Source organism: Citrobacter sp. Cf072 (assembly GCF_030334485.1).
Taxonomy (GTDB): Bacteria; Pseudomonadota; Gammaproteobacteria; order Enterobacterales; family Enterobacteriaceae; genus Citrobacter; species Citrobacter freundii.
In genome coordinates this window covers 1-16,683 of sequence record NZ_JAOWDX010000020.1, presented here as the reverse complement: position 1 = coordinate 16,683, position 16,683 = coordinate 1, and the positions used below count along the sequence as shown (strand labels likewise).

The following is a 16,683-nucleotide window of genomic DNA, read 5'->3' as shown; positions in this document are numbered from 1 at the left end:
TTTTTACTTCACCCTTTAATTGAGCTTAATCCTAAAATAATTTATTCAACGTTACCCTGTTTCTGATATTTTCAGATTTACCGGATATTGTGTTTTTACTATTATATTTTAACTATTTGAATTAATTTGTTTTTTATTATTTGCTGTTAATCATTTTTTCTCTCGTTATCTAATTGTCCTAAATTCCCTCTCGACCTAATTTGCATACTTCGCTTGTGTATACTCGATCTCGCCCGAAATTCTTTTGGGTAAATCTCCATTCATACAATGAAGGGAATTTGTGATGAAAAAAGTTCTGTATGGCCTTTGGGCTATATCTGCGCTTGCGGCGACCTCTGTCTATGCCGCCCCCGTTCAGGTGGGTGAGGCTGCAGGGTCGGCTGCCGCGTCGGTTTCGGCAGGAAGTTCCTCCGCAACCAGCGTGAGCACCGTAAGTTCTGCGGTGGGGGTTGCCCTGGCGGCGACCGGCGGCGGCGATGGTTCTAATACCGGAACCACAACTACCACAACCACAACCACCAGTACCCAGTAATAAAGGTACGTTTAATTCTAACCACACTTCGGTGTGGTTATTTTGGAATTGCCAAAAGTCTGTGGGATTTGTAGGCCGGGTAAGCGTCGCGCCACCCGGCAATAATGCGGAGAAACGTCGTGAAGCGACCAGCGATCATAATGGTTTGCCTGCTACTGCAGGCGTGCTCAGCCACTACCGAAGGGCTGGGTCATTCGCTGTGGGATAGCGTGTTTGGTACTCCCGGCGTACAGATGACGGACGATGAAATTCAAAACATGCCTTACGCCAGCCAGTACATGCAGCTCAACGGCGGTCCCCAACTGTTTGTGGTACTCGCGTTTGCAGAAAACGGACAGCAGAAATGGGTGACTCAGGATCGGGCTATTCTCGTCACGCAGCATGGGCGCATTGTGAAAACGCACCTTGGCGGGGACAACCTAATCGAGGTGAATAATCTGGCGACAGACCCGCTCATCAAGCCAAATCAGATAGTCGACGGCACAACGTGGACCCGCACGATGGGCTGGACTGAACATCAGCAGGTACGCTATGCCACCGCGCGCTCGGTTTTCACATGGGATGGCGCAGACACCATCAAAGTCGGCAGCGATAACACGCCGGTACGGATCCTTGATGAAGAGGTCACCACCGATCAAACGCGCTGGCATAACCGCTACTGGGTAGACAGTGACGGCATGATTCGCCAGTCGGAACAGTATCTTGGCGCAGGTTTCTTCCCGGTGAAAACCACGCTGATTAAGGCGGCAAAACCATGATGAAACAAATGATTACTGCGCTGACATTCAGCCTGTGCGCGGCATCTGTTTTTGCTGCGGGCAGCGTAAAAGTGATTACGACAGGTAGCACAGAAGCAAAAATGCTGACCGGGGCTGAACATCTGCTCGACCTGGTTGGACAGCCGCGGTTAAGCAATAGCTGGTGGCCAGGCGCGGTTATCAGCGAAGAGCGGGCAACAACTGAGGCACAACGTCAGCAGCAGGCATTACTGGCTCGTCTGGCGACGTTGAGCGCTGAAGCAAGCGGTGAGGATGCTGGCGCTATCAACGCATTACGCCAGCAAATTCAGGCGCTGAAGGTGGCCGGTAGACAGACGATTAATCTCGACCCGGATGTAGTGCGTACCAGTGAGCCAGGCAACCCGCCGTTGCAGGGTAATTACACACTGTGGGTCGGACCGCAGCCCACGGATATCACGCTGTTGGGTTTGCTAAGCCACACAGGTAAACAGCCGTTTATACCCGGACGTGATGTTGCCAGCTATCTCGATGGGCAGCATCGGCTCAGCGGCGCGGATCGTAGCTACGCCTGGGTTGTCTATCCCGACGGACGCACACAAAAAGTACCGGTCGCCTACTGGAACAAACGTCACATTGAGCCGATGCCCGGCAGCATCATTTTTGTCGGGTTGTCGGACTCTGTCTGGAGCAGCACCCCGGATGAAATCAATGCCGACATTCTTCGCACCCTGACCCAGCGGATACCCGAATAATGAGAAAAACTTATCTGCTCAGCCTGTTGGCGCTGGGTATCAGTGCGGCCTGTCACGGTGAAACGTATCCTGCGCCGATTGGTCCTTCCCAGTCCGATTTTGGCGGCGTGGGGCTGCTGCAAACCCCAACCGCACGCATGGCGCGTGAGGGCGAAATGAGCCTTAACTACCGCGATAACGATCAGTACCGCTATTACTCTGCGTCGGTGCAGCTCTTCCCGTGGTTGGAAACGACCCTGCGCTATACCGATGTGCGTACCAAACAATACAGTAGCGTGGAGTCGTTTTCTGGCGATCAGACTTACAAGGATAAAGCTTTTGATCTCAAACTACGTCTGTGGGAAGAGAGCTACTGGATGCCGCAGGTGGCGGTAGGTGCACGCGATATTGGCGGAACGGGCCTGTTCGATGCGGAGTATATTGTGGCGAACAAAGCCTGGGGACCGTTTGATTTCTCACTCGGTCTTGGCTGGGGATACCTCGGGACCAGCGGCAACGTCAGCAATCCGTTTTGCTCATACAGCGATAAATTCTGTCATCGCGATAACAGCTACAAGCAGGCGGGTTCCATTGACGGCAGCCAGATGTTCCACGGCCCGGCGTCGCTGTTTGGCGGCGTGGAATATCAGACACCCTGGCAGCCGCTGCGTCTGAAACTGGAGTATGAGGGTAATAATTACCAGCAGGATTTCGCGGGCAAGCTGGATCAGAAGAGCAAGTTTAACGTCGGCGCTATTTATCGCGTCACCGATTGGGCCGACGTTAACCTCAGCTATGAGCGCGGGAACACCTTTATGTTTGGGTTCACGCTGCGGACTAACTTCAACGATTTGCGCCCAAACTATAACGATAACGCCCGTCCGAAGTATCAGCCGCAGCCGCAGGATGCCATCCTGCAACATTCGGTGGTGGCGAATCAGCTAACGCTGCTGAAATACAATGCCGGGCTGGCTGATCCTAAAATCCAGGTGCAGGGCGATACGCTGTATGTAACAGGCGAACAGGTGAAATACCGTGATTCACGCGAGGGGATCGAGCGTGCCAACCGGATCGTGATGAACGATCTTCCTGACGGGATCCGCACGATCCGTATTACGGAAAATCGCCTTAACTTGCCGCAGGTGACGACCGAAACAGAGGTTTCCAGCCTCAAGCGCCATCTGGAAGGCGAGCCGTTGGGCCATGAGACTCAACTGGCGCAAAAACGCGTGGAGCCGGTGGTGCCGAAAACGACCGAGCAGGGCTGGTATATCGATAAGTCGCGCTTCGATTTCCATATCGATCCGGTGTTAAACCAGTCGGTGGGCGGCCCGGAAAACTTCTATATGTATCAGTTGGGCGTGATGGGTACGGCGGATTGGTGGGTGACCGATCATCTGCTGACCACCGGGAGTTTGTTCGCCAATCTCGCCAATAACTATGACAAGTTTAACTACACCAACCCGCCGCAGGATTCGCATTTGCCGCGTGTGCGTACCCATGTACGTGACTACGTGCAAAACGATGTTTACGTGAATAACCTGCAGGCCAACTACTTCCAGTCACTCGGCAACGGTTTTTACGGACAGGTGTACGGCGGCTATCTGGAGACCATGTACGGCGGCGCGGGGGCAGAAGTGCTCTATCGTCCGCTGGACAGCAACTGGGCGTTTGGTGTTGATGCCAACTACGTGAAACAGCGTGACTGGCGTAGCGCGCAGGACATGATGAAATTCACCGACTACAGCGTGAAGACCGGGCATTTGACTGCGTACTGGAATCCTTCTTTCGCCCAGGATGTGCTGGTGAAAGCCAGCGTGGGTCAGTATCTGGCCGGGGATAAGGGCGGAACGTTGGAGATCGCCAAACGCTTCGACAGCGGTGTCGTGGTGGGTGGTTATGCGACTATCACTAACGCCTCGCCGGATGAGTATGGCGAGGGTGATTTTACTAAAGGGGTGTACGTTTCCGTGCCGCTGGATCTGTTCTCGTCTGGTCCGACCCGCAGCCGTGCGGCGATTGGCTGGACGCCGTTAACACGTGATGGCGGTCAGCAGCTTGGGCGTAAGTTTGGTCTGTACGATATGACCAGCGATCGCAGCGTGAATTTTCGGTAATCGAGCCGTTTGCCAGCCGGATGGCGCTACGCTTATCCGGCCTACAAAGAGCCTGTATTGCAGGCCGGATAAGGTATTTACGCCGTCATCAGGGAAGTTACAGGCGACGCAATAATTTTGCCGGGTTTCCCGCGTACACGCCTTTCTCGGTGATCGATTTGGTCACTACGCTTCCTGCGCCGATGACCGCGCCATCGCAGACAGTGACCGCCAGAATGGTCGCCCCGCTGCCGATCGAAACATCGTCGCCAATCGTAATGCGTCCCCAGCTGTTGCGGTCGGCGTTGGGTTTTCCTTCGCGGAACATATCGTTGGCGAACATCACGCCATGCCCGATAAAACAGCGGGAACCGATGGTGACATATTCGCAGATGAAGGTGTGCGACTGAATTTTGCTGTCTGCGCCAATCTGCGTGCTGCCCTGGATTTCAACAAATGGTCCGACAAAAACGTTGTCTCCCAATGTGCAATCGTAGAGATTGGCGGGTTCATAAATCACCACGTTCTCACCGCAGGTAACGTTGCGGATAGCAGATTGTCGAGTATTCACCATATTCATTCTCTTAAAGCTGTTTTTCCATGACGTACAAGACGCTGGTTTGAGAGTCGGTAGTGAAAGCGATTTCTTTCACAAATATCATACCTTGCTGCTCATAAAACTGCCGTGCACGGGGATTTTCAGCCAGTACGTCAAGCCAGAGCCGTTGCTCATTTTGCGCTTTGGCCTGGCGGACAACCTCGGAAAATAGCTGCTCGCCATACTGCTTACCGGTTTCTCCTGGCATCAGGTAGATCTTATGGAGTAGCGTTCCTGGTTGGCCTTCGGGTTCAATGGATTGCCGCAAGCTATATTTCGCAAAGCCAACGGGCGTGTCGGCAAAAGCGATAAGCCAGAAGGTTTCCATACTTGCCAAACTCCGGGCGATCGTGGGCAAGGAATACTCCTGTTCAAGATAAGCATCCAGTTCGAGCGGATTTTTCCATAGATGCGCAAAATGATGTCGATAGCTGGTATATCCCATCGAGCTTAACAGAGCGGCATCATCAGCGGTTGCCATTTGAACTTTAAGCATTTCGTATTCCGTTCAGGATATTAGAGGCAGGAGCATTGTTGCATTATTATTGAGCTGCACAAAACATAAACAAAAAATGTAGATCTCTGTCACATTTTTGCGTTATACAGGAACCTCGCCACTGAGTAAGAGGTGCTGTTATGACGTCGCTATCTCGTCCGCGCGTGGAGTTTATCTCCACTATTTTACAGACCGTGTTGAATCTGGGACTGCTGAGTCTGGGCCTGATCCTGGTTGTATTCCTCGGGAAAGAAACGCTGCATCTGGCGGACGTGCTGTTCGCGCCGGAACAAACCAGCAAGTATGAGCTGGTGGAAGGGCTGGTGGTTTACTTCCTCTACTTTGAATTTATCGCGTTGATTGTGAAGTACTTTCAGTCAGGGTTTCACTTTCCGTTGCGCTACTTTGTCTATATCGGGATCACCGCGATTGTGCGGTTGATCATCGTCGATCATAAAGCGCCGATGGATGTGCTGATCTATTCTGCAGCGATCCTGCTGCTGGTGATCACCCTGTGGCTGTGTAATTCCAAACGGCTGAAGCGAGAGTAAAAGACAACACGCCGCAATCGGGCTGCGGCGTGTAGACGTAGTTAATTATTGGCAAATATCTTAATCAGGCTGGTACTACTTGCTTTCATTTGCTGCTTCCATCATGAGCTGTTGCTGCTTTTCTTTGGATAAGCGAGCAATGCCAAAACCAGTGAAACCCCATAACGTCGCAAAGAAAATGCCACTCCAGCAGAGAATCGCCCACGGAAGATAGCTTAATGTTGCAACACCAAGCGTACCTGCCATGTAGGCTCCCGCCGCAGTCCAGGGCAGAATCGGCTCGAATATGGTGGCAGAGTCTTCTACTGTCCTTGCCAGATTTTTTGGGTGTAGCCCACGCTCAATATAAGCGCTTCGTAGCATTTCAATCGGAATCAGGATTGAGATCTGACCATTACAGGTCACGCTAATCATTGTTAAACCACAGGCAATAGTCGCAAGAATCATGGTTCCTGTGGAATGAACTAGTTTAAGTAGGTTGTGGACAATGACTTCTAAAGCACCGCTCAGAGCCAATGTTCCCGCAAATGAAAGGGCGCAGAAACAAATCAGCAGCGTACTCATCATCGAGTTCATGCCACCACGGTTAAGCAAATTACCCAATAGGGGATTAACATCTTTATCGGCAAGCATTGAAACGTTAAATCCGTCTACGGCGCTTTTTACAATATCGTGCAGAGTGAAACCCTGAATGACGCTGGCGTTGATCATGGCAACCAGTGCCGAAACTAACATAATTGGAATGGTTGGTTTCTTGGTAATCGAGCCGTACAGGACAATAGCAATGGGTAACAGTAACAACAAATTAAAATGGTAAATTCCCTTTAATCCCTCTGTAATTAACTGAACTTTATCGGGAACGGTTGAGCCGCCGAGATCGCCATTCATACCATAGAGGGTCATGACAACAGCAGAAAGGATCAAGGAAGGAAGGGTTGTGTAAAGTAAATGAGCGATATGTTCATAGAGATCTATCTGGGCGGCCATCGCTGCCAGGTTAGTGTCACCAGAAAGGGGAGACAGTTTGTCCCCGAAGTAAGCTCCCGCCACAATAGCGCCAGCAGTTGCTGCCAGATTAGCCTCCATTCCGATGGCCACGCCCATAAACGCTACACCGACTGTGCCCGCTGAGCCCCAGGATGTTCCTGTGCACACAGAGACGACTGCAGTGACAAGCAGGGCTGTCACATAGATCATTGAAGGGTTTATCAGATTAAGGCCGTAATAAATCATCAGCGGAATAGTACCGCCTATCATCCATGTCCCAATCAGTAGACCCACGCTGATCAAAATTAAGAGAGCGGGCATCGTTTTGGCGATTTTCTGCGAAATTGATTCAAGGATTGCGTTGTAGCCGTACCCCAAACGCTTAACCAATAGTGCCGCAATGACGGTCGAAAGGACCATTAATGGCTCAGGTGGTAGATCGAAAGCCGCATAACCAACCCCCAGCAATAAGACCATCGCCAGTATCGGTAACATTGATTCCACCAGAGTTGGTGTTCTTGGAGTATTGTTATTATTCATGGAGGGAAACTCCTTTAGTGTAGGGTATGCTCTGATAAATCCGTTCAAATGCTTCTTTAAGAATGGTTCTCGGCGTGGCAATGTTCACACGGAAAAAACCAAGTCCTTCATCGCCAAAATCTGATCCCCAACTCATCTCAACACCTGCGAGCGAAACAAACCAATGGCGTAGCTGCTCTTCGCTGATGTTCATCGCTCGGTAGTCAATCCACAACATGTAAGTTCCGCCACCAGAGGCTAAAACCCAGTCTGGAAAATGAGTCTGGCAAAAGGATTGAACCCAACTCCTGTTTTCGGCTAAATAATCTTTTAATGCTGCTAACCAAGAATCACCATGGCGGTAAGCACAGAGAAATGCAGGAACAGAGAAATAACCAGGATTATGGATACCTGCTGCAATAAGAGCTGATTTAAACTTTTCTCGATACTTATTATTAGCAATAACAATATTGGCGATTTCAAGTCCGGCCATATTGAATGTTTTTGCCGGAGATGTACAAATAAACGAGTTTTGTGCAACGTATGAACTTATCGAAGAAATTGTTTGATGTTGTTTTTTGATGAAATTGAAGTCTGCATGAACATCATCAGAAATAATAAAAACGTTGTATTTCTCTGCTAATGAAGCTATTTTTCTTAGATTATCTTCTGACCAGATTGTTCCTGTTGGATTATGCGGCGATATTAGAATGAAACAACAAGCCGTTTTAAACTTATCTTCGAGATCCGCAAAGTCTATTTCATAGGAGCGGTCACGATAAAGCAACGCACTTTCCAGCAATACTCTATGGTTGACTTCAACTGCATGGCTAATAGGATGATAGGCTGGTGCCAGGCTGACAATAGCATCTCACGGTTGGGTAAAATTCTGGATATATAATGAAACGGCTTGTACCACTCGTGGGCAAAAAACAATGTGTTCAGGGTTGACCTTCCACGAGTAATGGCGTTGATACCACTGTGCTGTCACTTGCTGCCAGTCATCACTTAATAATGTATAACCGTAGATACCTTTCTGATTTGCGACTGATAATTCAGAAACCATAAAATCAGCTACCGGGATATCCATATCAGCTACAGATAGAGGGATGATTTCACGCCCCTTGTTATTATATTTAGCGCTATAGGTTCCGTCGCGTGAAATAACTTTATCAAAATTATAAACTTTCATATTTGTTACTCGCCCGATTTCATCTTTAGAGTAATGTAATATTTCGAGGGTGGAAGTGTTATTCTGTATTTTGTTTTCGTCATTATGAAAATTTGCATATGTGATGCTTATCACAAAGATGTTAACTATCTGTCAATAAAAATAATCCGGCGAGTGTAAACGTTTTACATCGCTTAACCGCCTGTAATTTACATAAAAAAAGGGCGCTCCGTAGAGCGCCGAATAACAGTCACAGGTTGGGATAACATAAGTTGAGGGTTGCAGTGGCATTGCCCGTTGCCGGGCAGTTACTTCGGTAAAACTTAACCTTTCACACCACCTGCCGTCAGTCCGTTGACCAGCCAGCGCTGCGCCAGCAAGAACACCAGAGTGATCGGAATGGCTGAAAGTACAGCTGCGGCGGCAAAGTCGCCCCACAAATAGTTCTGTGGATTGAGGTACTGCTGCATACCTACCGCGAGGGTATAGCTGTTCACATCACGCAGCAGCAGTGACGCGACCGGTACTTCGGTAATAGCGGCAATGAAAGACAAAATAAACACGACCGCCAGAATCGGAACGGAAAGTGGTAGCAGCACCAGGCGGAATGCCTGCCACGGCGTTGCGCCATCCAGCGCGGCCGCTTCTTCCAGCGAACCGTCGATGGTTTCGAAATAACCCTTAATCGTCCATACATGCAGCGCAATACCGCCAAGATAGGCGAAGATCACGCCGCCGTGCGTGTTCAGGCCGATAAACGGAATGTACTGACCCAGGCGGTCAAACAAAGCATACAACGCGACCAGAGACAGCACCGCCGGGAACATCTGGAAAATCAGCATCCCTTTCAGCAGGGTTGCTTTGCCCGGGAAACGCATACGGGCAAAGGCGTAAGCACAGGTGGTGGAAAGCGTCACGATACCGATCGCGGTAATGCTGGCCACTTTCACCGAGTTCCACAGCCATAACAATACCGGGAATGGCGGTGGCGTCACGCGGCCATCCGCGTGTTCAACGCTAAAGCCCAGTGCCAGTTTCCAGTGTTCCCAGGAGATGTTTTCCGGGATCAAACTGCCGGTGGCAAAGTTACCTTCGCGCAGCGAGATAGCGATAACCATCAGCAACGGGAACATGATCGCCGCGATGAAAATCAGCAGCAGCAGGTGCGTTGTTAAGAGACGCAGTTTCTGAGATTTGGGTTGTACCATAGCCATGTTCGTTGTCTCCCTTAATCAAACTTCATACGTGTGGCTTTCAGGTTCACAATCGCCAGCGCACCCACCAGCAGGAAGATCAGCGTGGCAATCGCCGCCGCCAGACCGAAGTCCTGACCACCGCCGCCTTCAAAGGCGATACGGTAGGTGTAGCTCACGAGCAGGTCGGTATAACCGGCTGGCGTGGTGGTGCCGAGTCGGTCCGGGCCACCGTTGGTCAACAGCTGAATCAGCACGAAGTTGTTAAAGTTAAAGGCGAAGCTGGCGATCATCAGCGGTGTCAGCGGCTTAATCAGCAGCGGTAGCGTTATCTTAAAGAAGTTCTGGAACGGACCTGCACCATCCATCGCCGAGGCTTCATACAGATCGTCAGGAATCGCTTTCAGCAGACCCATGCACAGGATCATCATGTATGGATAACCGAGCCAGGTGTTGACGATAATAATCATCGAACGCGCGGTGGTTGGGTCGCTGAACCAGGCCGGTTTGACACCAAACAGTGCGCTCAGCATCATGTTGATTTCACCAAAGCTCTGGTTGAATAAGCCCTTAAAAATCAGAATCGAGATAAACGACGGTACGGCATACGGAAGAATCAACAGCACACGGTAAATCGCTTTGCCTTTGAGTGACTCCCACTGTACGAGACAGGCCAGCACCATCCCCACAGCAACGGTGAGGATCACAGTCAGAACGGAGAAGACCACCGTCCAGACAAAGATGGCGAAGAACGGTTTCTGGATGCCTTCGTCGGTAAACACGCGAGTGAAGTTATCCCAGCCGATGGCAACGGTATAGCCTGGACTGAGTTTTTCGCTACCCCAGTTACCGTCAGCGTTAATCGCCTGATAATAACCAATATCGTTATTGGCGCGGTATTTTACGCCGCTCTGGCTGTTGGTGAGCGTACCGTCATCAGCGAGTGTATAAAGTGGCTGCGTGCCGGAAAACTGGCGCAGTGAACTCATAATCACTTTGCTTTCATCCGGCAGGATGGCGGTCAATTGGGTTAATGCCTGGCGATTTTGCGTGATGATGCGCAGCGTTGCACGCTCGCCCGCTGGCAGCGCTTCGGCTTCTTTCAACTGCAGTTTCTGTTCGCCGCCAAATTTAAAGGCGTCGGAGAGATAATTCTTGCCGGTTTCACCGTCGGTGAGAGCCAGTTGCCACTCATCACCCGCCGGATACAGGCCAAAGTTGTAGGTTTTCCCAGCCTGATACGAACGATCCATCAGGACTTCCTGAGCGCGTTCAAAGGTCAGTTGGTTGGTACTGCTGTAGTTGGTAAAGGCAATGGCGATCGTACAAATCAGCGGAAACAGGACAAACAGCCCCATACCGGCAACGCCCGGGTAAACATAGCGCCAGGCATAGGCTTTACGGTTAGCGAAAATATACAGGCCAGCAGAGCTTAAAATCAGCGTCATGATGGCAAACAGGTACTCCCCCTGAGCGTACATCAAAACAACAAGGTAACCGACCAGCAGCCCAAGCAGACCCATCACTGACCATTTCAGCGTGTCGCTTTGCCACCAGTGTTTCTTTTTAATGACATCCATGGGGTTCAATCCTCAACAACAATGAAAACCTGTTGGTCAGCGTGCCTGATGGCGCTGCGCTTATCAGGCCTACGGTGTGTTGTAGGCCGGATAAGGCATTTATGCCGCCATCCGGCACGTGTGCTACAGCATTACTTGGTGATACGACCTTGTGCATCTTTCAGCGCGGCATCGACGGTCTGACGGCCGCTGGCTGCGTTGATCACTGCGGTACGAACGGCATACCAGAATGCGGACATCTGTGGGATGTTCGGCATGATTTCGCCTTTCTGGGCGTTATCCATGGTGGCGGCGATGCGTGGGTCTTTTGCTAACTGATCCTGGAAGGATTTCAGCGCAACGGCGCCCAGCGGCTTGTCCTTGTTCACTTCATCCAGACCCTGATCGGTCAGCAGGTAGTTTTCGAGGAACTCTTTCGCCAGTTCTTTGTTCGGGCTGGCGGCGTTGATACCGGCGCTCAGAACGCCAACAAATGGTTTAGACGCTTTGCCTTTGAAGGTTGGCAGCAGCGTGACGCCGTAGTTGATTTTGCTCTTGTCGATATTGGACCACGCCCACGGACCGTTGATGGTCATCGCGGTATCGCCCTTGTTAAAGGCCGCTTCGGCGATGGAGTAATCGGTATCCGCGTTCATGTGTTTGTTCTTGATCAGGTCAACCAGGAAGGTCAGGCCCGCTTTCGCGCCGGCGTTATCCACGCCCACGTCTTTCACATCGTACTTGCCGTTTTCAAACTTGAATGCGTAACCGCCGTCGGCGGCAATCAGCGGCCAGGTGAAGTACGGCTCTTGCAGGTTGAACATCAGCGCGGATTTACCTTTCGCCTTCAGTTCTTTATCCAGTGCAGGAATTTCTTCCCAGGTTTTCGGTGGGTTTGGCACGAGGTCTTTGTTGTAAATCAGCGATAGCGCTTCAACCGCGATCGGGTAGGCAATCAGTTTGCCGTTATAGCGTACGGCATCCCAGGTGAACGGATAGAGTTTGTCCTGGAACGCTTTGTCAGGCGTGATTTCAGCCAGCAGGCCAGACTGAGCGTAACCGCCAAAACGGTCATGAGCCCAGAAGATGATGTCCGGGCCGTCGCCGGTCGCGGCAACCTGCGGGAATTTCTCTTCCAGTTTGTCCGGGTGCTCAATAGTGACTTTGATCCCGGTGTCTTTCTCGAATTTTTTGCCCACTTCAGCGAGGCCGTTATAGCCTTTGTCGCCGTTAATCCAGATAACCAGCTTACCTTCTTCAATCTTGGCGAGAGCCGAGGCGGAAAACATCATCGTCGTTAATGCAGACAATGCGAGGATGCGTGCGCCAGTTTTGATTTTCATAGTTCCCATCCTGTTTGGTGATTTTGCAGAGGTGGCTTAACGGTTACTAGTTTCTTTATACGACAACCTCTTTCCATCCTCCTTACCCCTACGCCCCACCCGCTCTTTATGTGATCTGTGTTACATAAATGTGAGTATTGCGTACTGGCGCACATAAAAACCCACCGATTTTTGCAGGCTGCATCACGAAATTCCTCTGCGGCGGGTAGCCCGGGTCTCAGACGCTGCTCTCTCATCCTCCCGCCTCCTCCCCCATAAAAAAGCCGGGGGGTGGAGGATTCACGCAGTCAAGTGATCGCGCATAGTCAGCCCATCATGAATGTTGCTGTCGATGACAGGTTGTAACGAAGGGAGAAGGGCATGGCGAGCGTACAGCTGCGAAATGTAACAAAAGCCTGGGGTGACGTGGTGGTATCGAAAGATATTAATCTCGACATTCACGAAGGGGAATTCGTGGTGTTTGTCGGACCGTCAGGCTGCGGTAAGTCGACCTTGCTGCGTATGATCGCCGGGCTTGAAACCATCACCAGTGGTGACTTGTTTATCGGGGAGACCCGGATGAACGACATTCCGCCCGCCGAACGCGGTGTGGGCATGGTCTTTCAGTCCTACGCGTTATACCCCCATTTATCTGTCGCGGAAAACATGTCATTCGGCCTCAAACTGGCCGGGGCGAAAAAAGAAGTGATGAACCAGCGTGTGAACCAGGTTGCGGAAGTTCTGCAACTGGCACACCTGCTGGAGCGTAAACCAAAAGCGCTTTCCGGCGGACAACGTCAGCGTGTGGCGATTGGCCGTACGCTGGTCGCCGAACCGCGAGTATTCCTGCTGGACGAACCGCTGTCAAACCTCGACGCCGCGCTGCGCGTGCAGATGCGTATTGAAATCTCCCGCCTGCATAAACGTCTTGGTCGCACGATGATTTACGTCACCCACGATCAGGTCGAAGCGATGACCCTGGCTGACAAAATTGTGGTGCTGGATGCCGGTCGCGTAGCGCAGGTCGGTAAACCGCTGGAGCTATACCACTACCCGGCTGACCGCTTTGTTGCCGGGTTTATTGGCTCGCCGAAGATGAACTTCCTGCCGGTGAAAGTCACCGGGACGGCCATCGATCAGGTGCAGGTTGAACTGCCTAACCGCCAGCAAATATGGCTCCCGGTAGACAGCCATGCGGTGCAGGTTGGTGCCAACATGTCTTTAGGTATCCGCCCGGAACATCTGCTGCCCAGCGATATCGCCGATGTCACCCTCGAAGGTGAAGTGCAGGTGGTCGAGCAGCTTGGTCACGAAACACAAATTCATATCCAGATCCCCGCCATCCGTCAAAACCTGGTTTACCGCCAGAACGACGTGGTGTTGGTAGAAGAGGGTGCCACATTCGCTATCGGCCTGCCGCCAGAGCGTTGCCATCTGTTCCGTGAGGATGGCAGTGCATGTCGTCGGTTGCATCAAGAGCCGGGTGTTTAAGGTATCCCATTAAAAAAAAGCGCAAAACCGTCAAGGTGAAGCGTTTAAAGAAAAGCAATGATCTCAGGAGATAGAACGATGATTACTCTGCGCAAACTCCCTCTGGCGGTTGCTGTGGCGGCAGGCATTATGTCTGTTCAGGCAATGGCTGTGGATTTCCATGGCTATGCACGTTCCGGTATTGGCTGGACGGGTAGCGGCGGTGAACAACAGTGTTTCCAGGCAACCGGCGCCCAAAGTAAATACCGTCTTGGTAACGAATGTGAAACCTATGCGGAAATTAAATTAGGTCAGGAAGTGTGGAAAGAGGGCGATAAGAGCTTCTACTTCGACACTAACGTTGCCTATTCCGTCGCACAGCAGAATGACTGGGAAGGGACTGACCCGGCCTTCCGTGAAGCCAACGTGCAGGGTAAAAACCTGATTGAATGGCTGCCAGGCTCCACTATCTGGGCAGGTAAGCGCTTCTATCAGCGTCATGATGTTCACATGATCGACTTCTACTACTGGGATATTTCAGGTCCTGGTGCTGGTATTGAAAACATCGATCTGGGCTTCGGTAAACTGTCTCTGGCCGCGAGCCGTTCACAGGAAGCGGGTGGCTCATATGCTTTCAGCAGCCAGAATATCTATGATCGTACCAAAGACACCGCCAACGACGTATTTGACGTTCGTTTAGCGCAGTTGGCAACTAACCCGGATGGGATGTTGGAACTGGGCGTTGACTATGGTCGCGCGAATACCACCGATGATTACCACCTGGCAGACGGCGCATCTAAAGACGGTTGGATGTTCACCGCTGAACATACCCAGAGCATGCTGAAGGGCTACAACAAGTTTGTTGTTCAGTACGCGACAGATTCTATGACCACTCAGGGTAAAGGTCTGAACCAAGGGTCTTACGGTTCATCCTCCTTCACTGTTACTAACCCAGACGGTAGTAAAACGAATTACGCCAATAACGTTATTAATAACAACGGTAGCCTGTTCCGCGTACTTGACCACGGTGCAATCTCCCTGGGCGACAAATGGGATCTGATGTACGTCGGTATGTACCAGAACCTCGATATGGATAACGACCTGGGGACCGAATGGTACACCGTCGGTATCCGTCCGATGTACAAATGGACACCGATCATGAGCACCCTGCTGGAAGTCGGTTACGACAACGTCAAATCTCAGCAGACTGGCGATCGCAACAGCCAGTACAAAATCACCCTGGCGCAACAGTGGCAGGCTGGCGACAGCATCTGGTCCCGCCCGGCAATTCGTGTCTTTGCAACCTATGCCAAATGGGATGAAGAGTGGGGCTACGTTAAAAATGGTAACGACGTAACCAAATACGCCGCTGCAACCAACTCTGGTATCAGCACAACCAGCCGTGGCGACAGCGATGAGTGGTCCTTCGGTGCCCAGATGGAAATCTGGTGGTAATTCAGCACTAACCTGACGTAAAGACCGAAAGAGGGGCGCCAGCCCCTCTTGATTACGGTTTAGCGCGCTATTGCCTGGCCACCGCTGAACCCATGCTATCTGAGGTGATAACAATGAAAATGAAGAAAAGTCTCGTTGCCCTTTGTTTATCTGCAGGGTTATTTGCCAGCGCGCCTGGCATCAGCCTGGCCGATGTAAATATTGTTCCGCAAAACACCACCGCGGCTCCAACTATCCCCACTGCTGCGCTACAACAGTTAACCTGGACGCCGGTTGATCAATCCAAAACCCAGTCGACACAGCTAGCGACAGCGGGTCAGCGTCTTGATGTTGCTGGTATTACTGGCCCAGTCGCTGCGTACAGCGTACCCGCGAATATTGGTGAGTTAACTCTGACGCTGACCAGTGAAGTCAACAAACAAACCAGTGTATTTGCACCAAACGTTTTAATTCTTGATCAGAACATGACGCCATCTGCGTTCTTCCCCAGCAGCTATTTCACCTACCAGGAACCCGGCGTGATGAGTGCCGATCGTCTGGAAGGCGTAATGCGTCTGACGCCAGCGCTGGGCCAGCAAAAGCTCTATGTTCTGGTCTTTACCACAGATAAAGATCTCCAGCAGACCACGACCCTGCTTGACCCGGCAAAAGCCTATGCCAAGGGTGTAGGTAACGCTGTTCCGGATATTCCTGACCCGATCGCCCGTCATACCACCGACGGTCTGCTGAAGCTGAAAGTCAAAACCAGTTCCTCCTCCAGCGTGCTGGTAGGGCCGCTGTTTGGCTCATCCGGCCCTGGCCCTGTCACGGTTGGCAATACCGCCGCGCCTGCGGTGGTCTACGCGGCCCCGGCAGCAGCCGTTGCTGCTCCAGCGCCACAACCGGTGAAGAAAAGTGAGCCGATGTTAAATGACACGGAAAGTTATTTTAACCAGGGCATTAAGGATGCCGTGGCGAAAGGCGATGTCGATAAAGCGCTGAAGCTGCTTGATGAAGCTGAACGTCTGGGATCCAAATCTGCCCGATCCACCTTTATCAGCAGTGTAAAAGGCAAGGGGTAAACGTCTCCCCGCAGTGCTGATTTTGCAACAACTGGTGCGTCTCCTGGCGCACCTTTTTTTATCTGTAATGATTAGGCATGTGTATGTAATTTGATAAATTCCACTCTGAAATGGAAAGTAATCTAAACGTTTTCTGAATTTAAGCTGCTTTTTATACAACGTACTTTTCCCTGCATTGTTCGGGACGTATGGTTCTCTGCAA

At 51.2% G+C, this 16,683-nt stretch carries 16 protein-coding genes; 8 read left to right on the top strand and 8 right to left on the bottom strand.

The features are described from left to right. Window positions 1-283: 283 nt before the first annotated feature. From yjbE to OGX66_RS01450, 4 genes are all read left to right on the top strand, one after another. Complete coding sequence (gene yjbE, locus OGX66_RS01465; RefSeq protein WP_164563243.1) at window positions 284-532, top strand: exopolysaccharide production protein YjbE; 249 nt, start codon at window positions 284-286, stop codon at window positions 530-532. 119 nt (window positions 533-651) lie between these two features. Continuing rightward, a complete protein-coding gene (locus OGX66_RS01460) occupies window positions 652-1,290 on the top strand; it encodes a YjbF family lipoprotein (RefSeq protein ID WP_032938210.1) in 639 nt (212 codons plus the stop codon). Continuing rightward, entirely contained in the window at window positions 1,287-2,024 is a 738-nt protein-coding gene (locus tag OGX66_RS01455; protein ID WP_032938208.1) for a capsule biosynthesis GfcC family protein, read from the top strand. Before OGX66_RS01460 ends, OGX66_RS01455 begins: the two co-directional genes overlap by 4 nt. Next, a complete protein-coding gene (locus OGX66_RS01450) occupies window positions 2,024-4,120 on the top strand; it encodes a YjbH domain-containing protein (protein WP_057102304.1) in 2,097 nt (698 codons plus the stop codon). The genes OGX66_RS01455 and OGX66_RS01450 overlap by 1 nt, the downstream gene beginning before the upstream one ends. A gap of 97 nt (window positions 4,121-4,217) precedes the next feature. Here OGX66_RS01450 and OGX66_RS01445 read toward each other — a convergent pair whose 3' ends face one another. Beyond that, window positions 4,218-4,673 (bottom strand): acyltransferase, encoded by a 456-nt coding sequence (locus OGX66_RS01445; RefSeq protein ID WP_171862864.1) that lies wholly within the window; start codon window positions 4,671-4,673, stop codon window positions 4,218-4,220. Window positions 4,674-4,683: 10 nt separating this feature from the next. Next, window positions 4,684-5,193, bottom strand: a complete 510-nt coding sequence (locus tag OGX66_RS01440) for a GNAT family N-acetyltransferase (protein ID WP_049003152.1) — start codon at window positions 5,191-5,193, stop codon at window positions 4,684-4,686. A 140-nt stretch (window positions 5,194-5,333) separates the two neighbouring features. Between OGX66_RS01440 and psiE the strand changes: the two genes are divergently transcribed. After that, window positions 5,334-5,744: a phosphate-starvation-inducible protein PsiE gene (psiE, locus tag OGX66_RS01435; protein WP_003031674.1), complete on the top strand. Its 411-nt coding sequence runs from the start codon at window positions 5,334-5,336 to the stop codon at window positions 5,742-5,744. A gap of 75 nt (window positions 5,745-5,819) precedes the next feature. Here the strand turns inward: psiE and nhaC are convergent, their stop codons facing one another. From nhaC to malE, 6 genes are all read right to left on the bottom strand, one after another. Further along, complete coding sequence (nhaC, locus tag OGX66_RS01430) at window positions 5,820-7,271, bottom strand: Na+/H+ antiporter NhaC (RefSeq protein WP_032938203.1); 1,452 nt, start codon at window positions 7,269-7,271, stop codon at window positions 5,820-5,822. Then, window positions 7,264-8,085: a MalY/PatB family protein gene (locus OGX66_RS01425; RefSeq protein ID WP_270939468.1), complete on the bottom strand. Its 822-nt coding sequence runs from the start codon at window positions 8,083-8,085 to the stop codon at window positions 7,264-7,266. Before OGX66_RS01425 ends, nhaC begins: the two co-directional genes overlap by 8 nt. 36 nt (window positions 8,086-8,121) lie before the next feature. After that, entirely contained in the window at window positions 8,122-8,442 is a 321-nt protein-coding gene (locus tag OGX66_RS01420) for a beta C-S lyase family protein (protein ID WP_270939460.1), read from the bottom strand. 302 nt (window positions 8,443-8,744) lie between these two features. After that, the gene (gene malG / locus OGX66_RS01415) at window positions 8,745-9,635 is read right to left on the bottom strand and encodes a maltose ABC transporter permease MalG (RefSeq protein WP_003031677.1); all 891 of its coding nucleotides are present in this window, start codon (window positions 9,633-9,635) and stop codon (window positions 8,745-8,747) included. 14 nt (window positions 9,636-9,649) lie between these two features. Further along, a complete protein-coding gene (gene malF, locus OGX66_RS01410) occupies window positions 9,650-11,194 on the bottom strand; it encodes a maltose ABC transporter permease MalF (RefSeq protein ID WP_270939459.1) in 1,545 nt (514 codons plus the stop codon). Between the two features lie 131 nt (window positions 11,195-11,325). After that, entirely contained in the window at window positions 11,326-12,516 is a 1,191-nt protein-coding gene (malE, locus tag OGX66_RS01405) for a maltose/maltodextrin ABC transporter substrate-binding protein MalE (protein ID WP_003031680.1), read from the bottom strand. 360 nt (window positions 12,517-12,876) lie between these two features. Between malE and malK the strand changes: the two genes are divergently transcribed. From malK to malM, 3 genes are all read left to right on the top strand, one after another. After that, window positions 12,877-13,986, top strand: a complete 1,110-nt coding sequence (malK, locus tag OGX66_RS01400; RefSeq protein ID WP_003031682.1) for a maltose/maltodextrin ABC transporter ATP-binding protein MalK — start codon at window positions 12,877-12,879, stop codon at window positions 13,984-13,986. Between the two features lie 78 nt (window positions 13,987-14,064). Then, window positions 14,065-15,420, top strand: a complete 1,356-nt coding sequence (locus OGX66_RS01395) for a maltoporin (RefSeq protein WP_003031683.1) — start codon at window positions 14,065-14,067, stop codon at window positions 15,418-15,420. A gap of 113 nt (window positions 15,421-15,533) precedes the next feature. Then, on the top strand, window positions 15,534-16,481 hold the full coding sequence (gene malM / locus OGX66_RS01390; protein ID WP_088902842.1) for a maltose operon protein MalM: 948 nt from the start codon (window positions 15,534-15,536) through the stop codon (window positions 16,479-16,481). Window positions 16,482-16,683: the final 202 nt, after the last annotated feature.

What these genes read in the sequence shown, in the direction of transcription:
- psiE (WP_003031674.1), top strand. Translation starts at nt 5,334, where the DNA reads ATGACGTCGCTATCTCGTCCGCGCGTGGAGTTTATCTCCACTATTTTA.
- OGX66_RS01445 (WP_171862864.1), bottom strand. Translation starts at nt 4,673, where the DNA reads ATGGTGAATACTCGACAATCTGCTATCCGCAACGTTACCTGCGGTGAG.
- malM (WP_088902842.1), top strand. Translation starts at nt 15,534, where the DNA reads ATGAAAATGAAGAAAAGTCTCGTTGCCCTTTGTTTATCTGCAGGGTTA.
- OGX66_RS01420 (WP_270939460.1), bottom strand. Translation starts at nt 8,442, where the DNA reads ATGAAAGTTTATAATTTTGATAAAGTTATTTCACGCGACGGAACCTAT.
- OGX66_RS01450 (WP_057102304.1), top strand. Translation starts at nt 2,024, where the DNA reads ATGAGAAAAACTTATCTGCTCAGCCTGTTGGCGCTGGGTATCAGTGCG.
- malK (WP_003031682.1), top strand. Translation starts at nt 12,877, where the DNA reads ATGGCGAGCGTACAGCTGCGAAATGTAACAAAAGCCTGGGGTGACGTG.
- OGX66_RS01440 (WP_049003152.1), bottom strand. Translation starts at nt 5,193, where the DNA reads ATGCTTAAAGTTCAAATGGCAACCGCTGATGATGCCGCTCTGTTAAGC.
- malF (WP_270939459.1), bottom strand. Translation starts at nt 11,194, where the DNA reads ATGGATGTCATTAAAAAGAAACACTGGTGGCAAAGCGACACGCTGAAA.
- malG (WP_003031677.1), bottom strand. Translation starts at nt 9,635, where the DNA reads ATGGCTATGGTACAACCCAAATCTCAGAAACTGCGTCTCTTAACAACG.
- OGX66_RS01455 (WP_032938208.1), top strand. Translation starts at nt 1,287, where the DNA reads ATGATGAAACAAATGATTACTGCGCTGACATTCAGCCTGTGCGCGGCA.
- nhaC (WP_032938203.1), bottom strand. Translation starts at nt 7,271, where the DNA reads ATGAATAATAACAATACTCCAAGAACACCAACTCTGGTGGAATCAATG.
- yjbE (WP_164563243.1), top strand. Translation starts at nt 284, where the DNA reads ATGAAAAAAGTTCTGTATGGCCTTTGGGCTATATCTGCGCTTGCGGCG.
- malE (WP_003031680.1), bottom strand. Translation starts at nt 12,516, where the DNA reads ATGAAAATCAAAACTGGCGCACGCATCCTCGCATTGTCTGCATTAACG.
- OGX66_RS01395 (WP_003031683.1), top strand. Translation starts at nt 14,065, where the DNA reads ATGATTACTCTGCGCAAACTCCCTCTGGCGGTTGCTGTGGCGGCAGGC.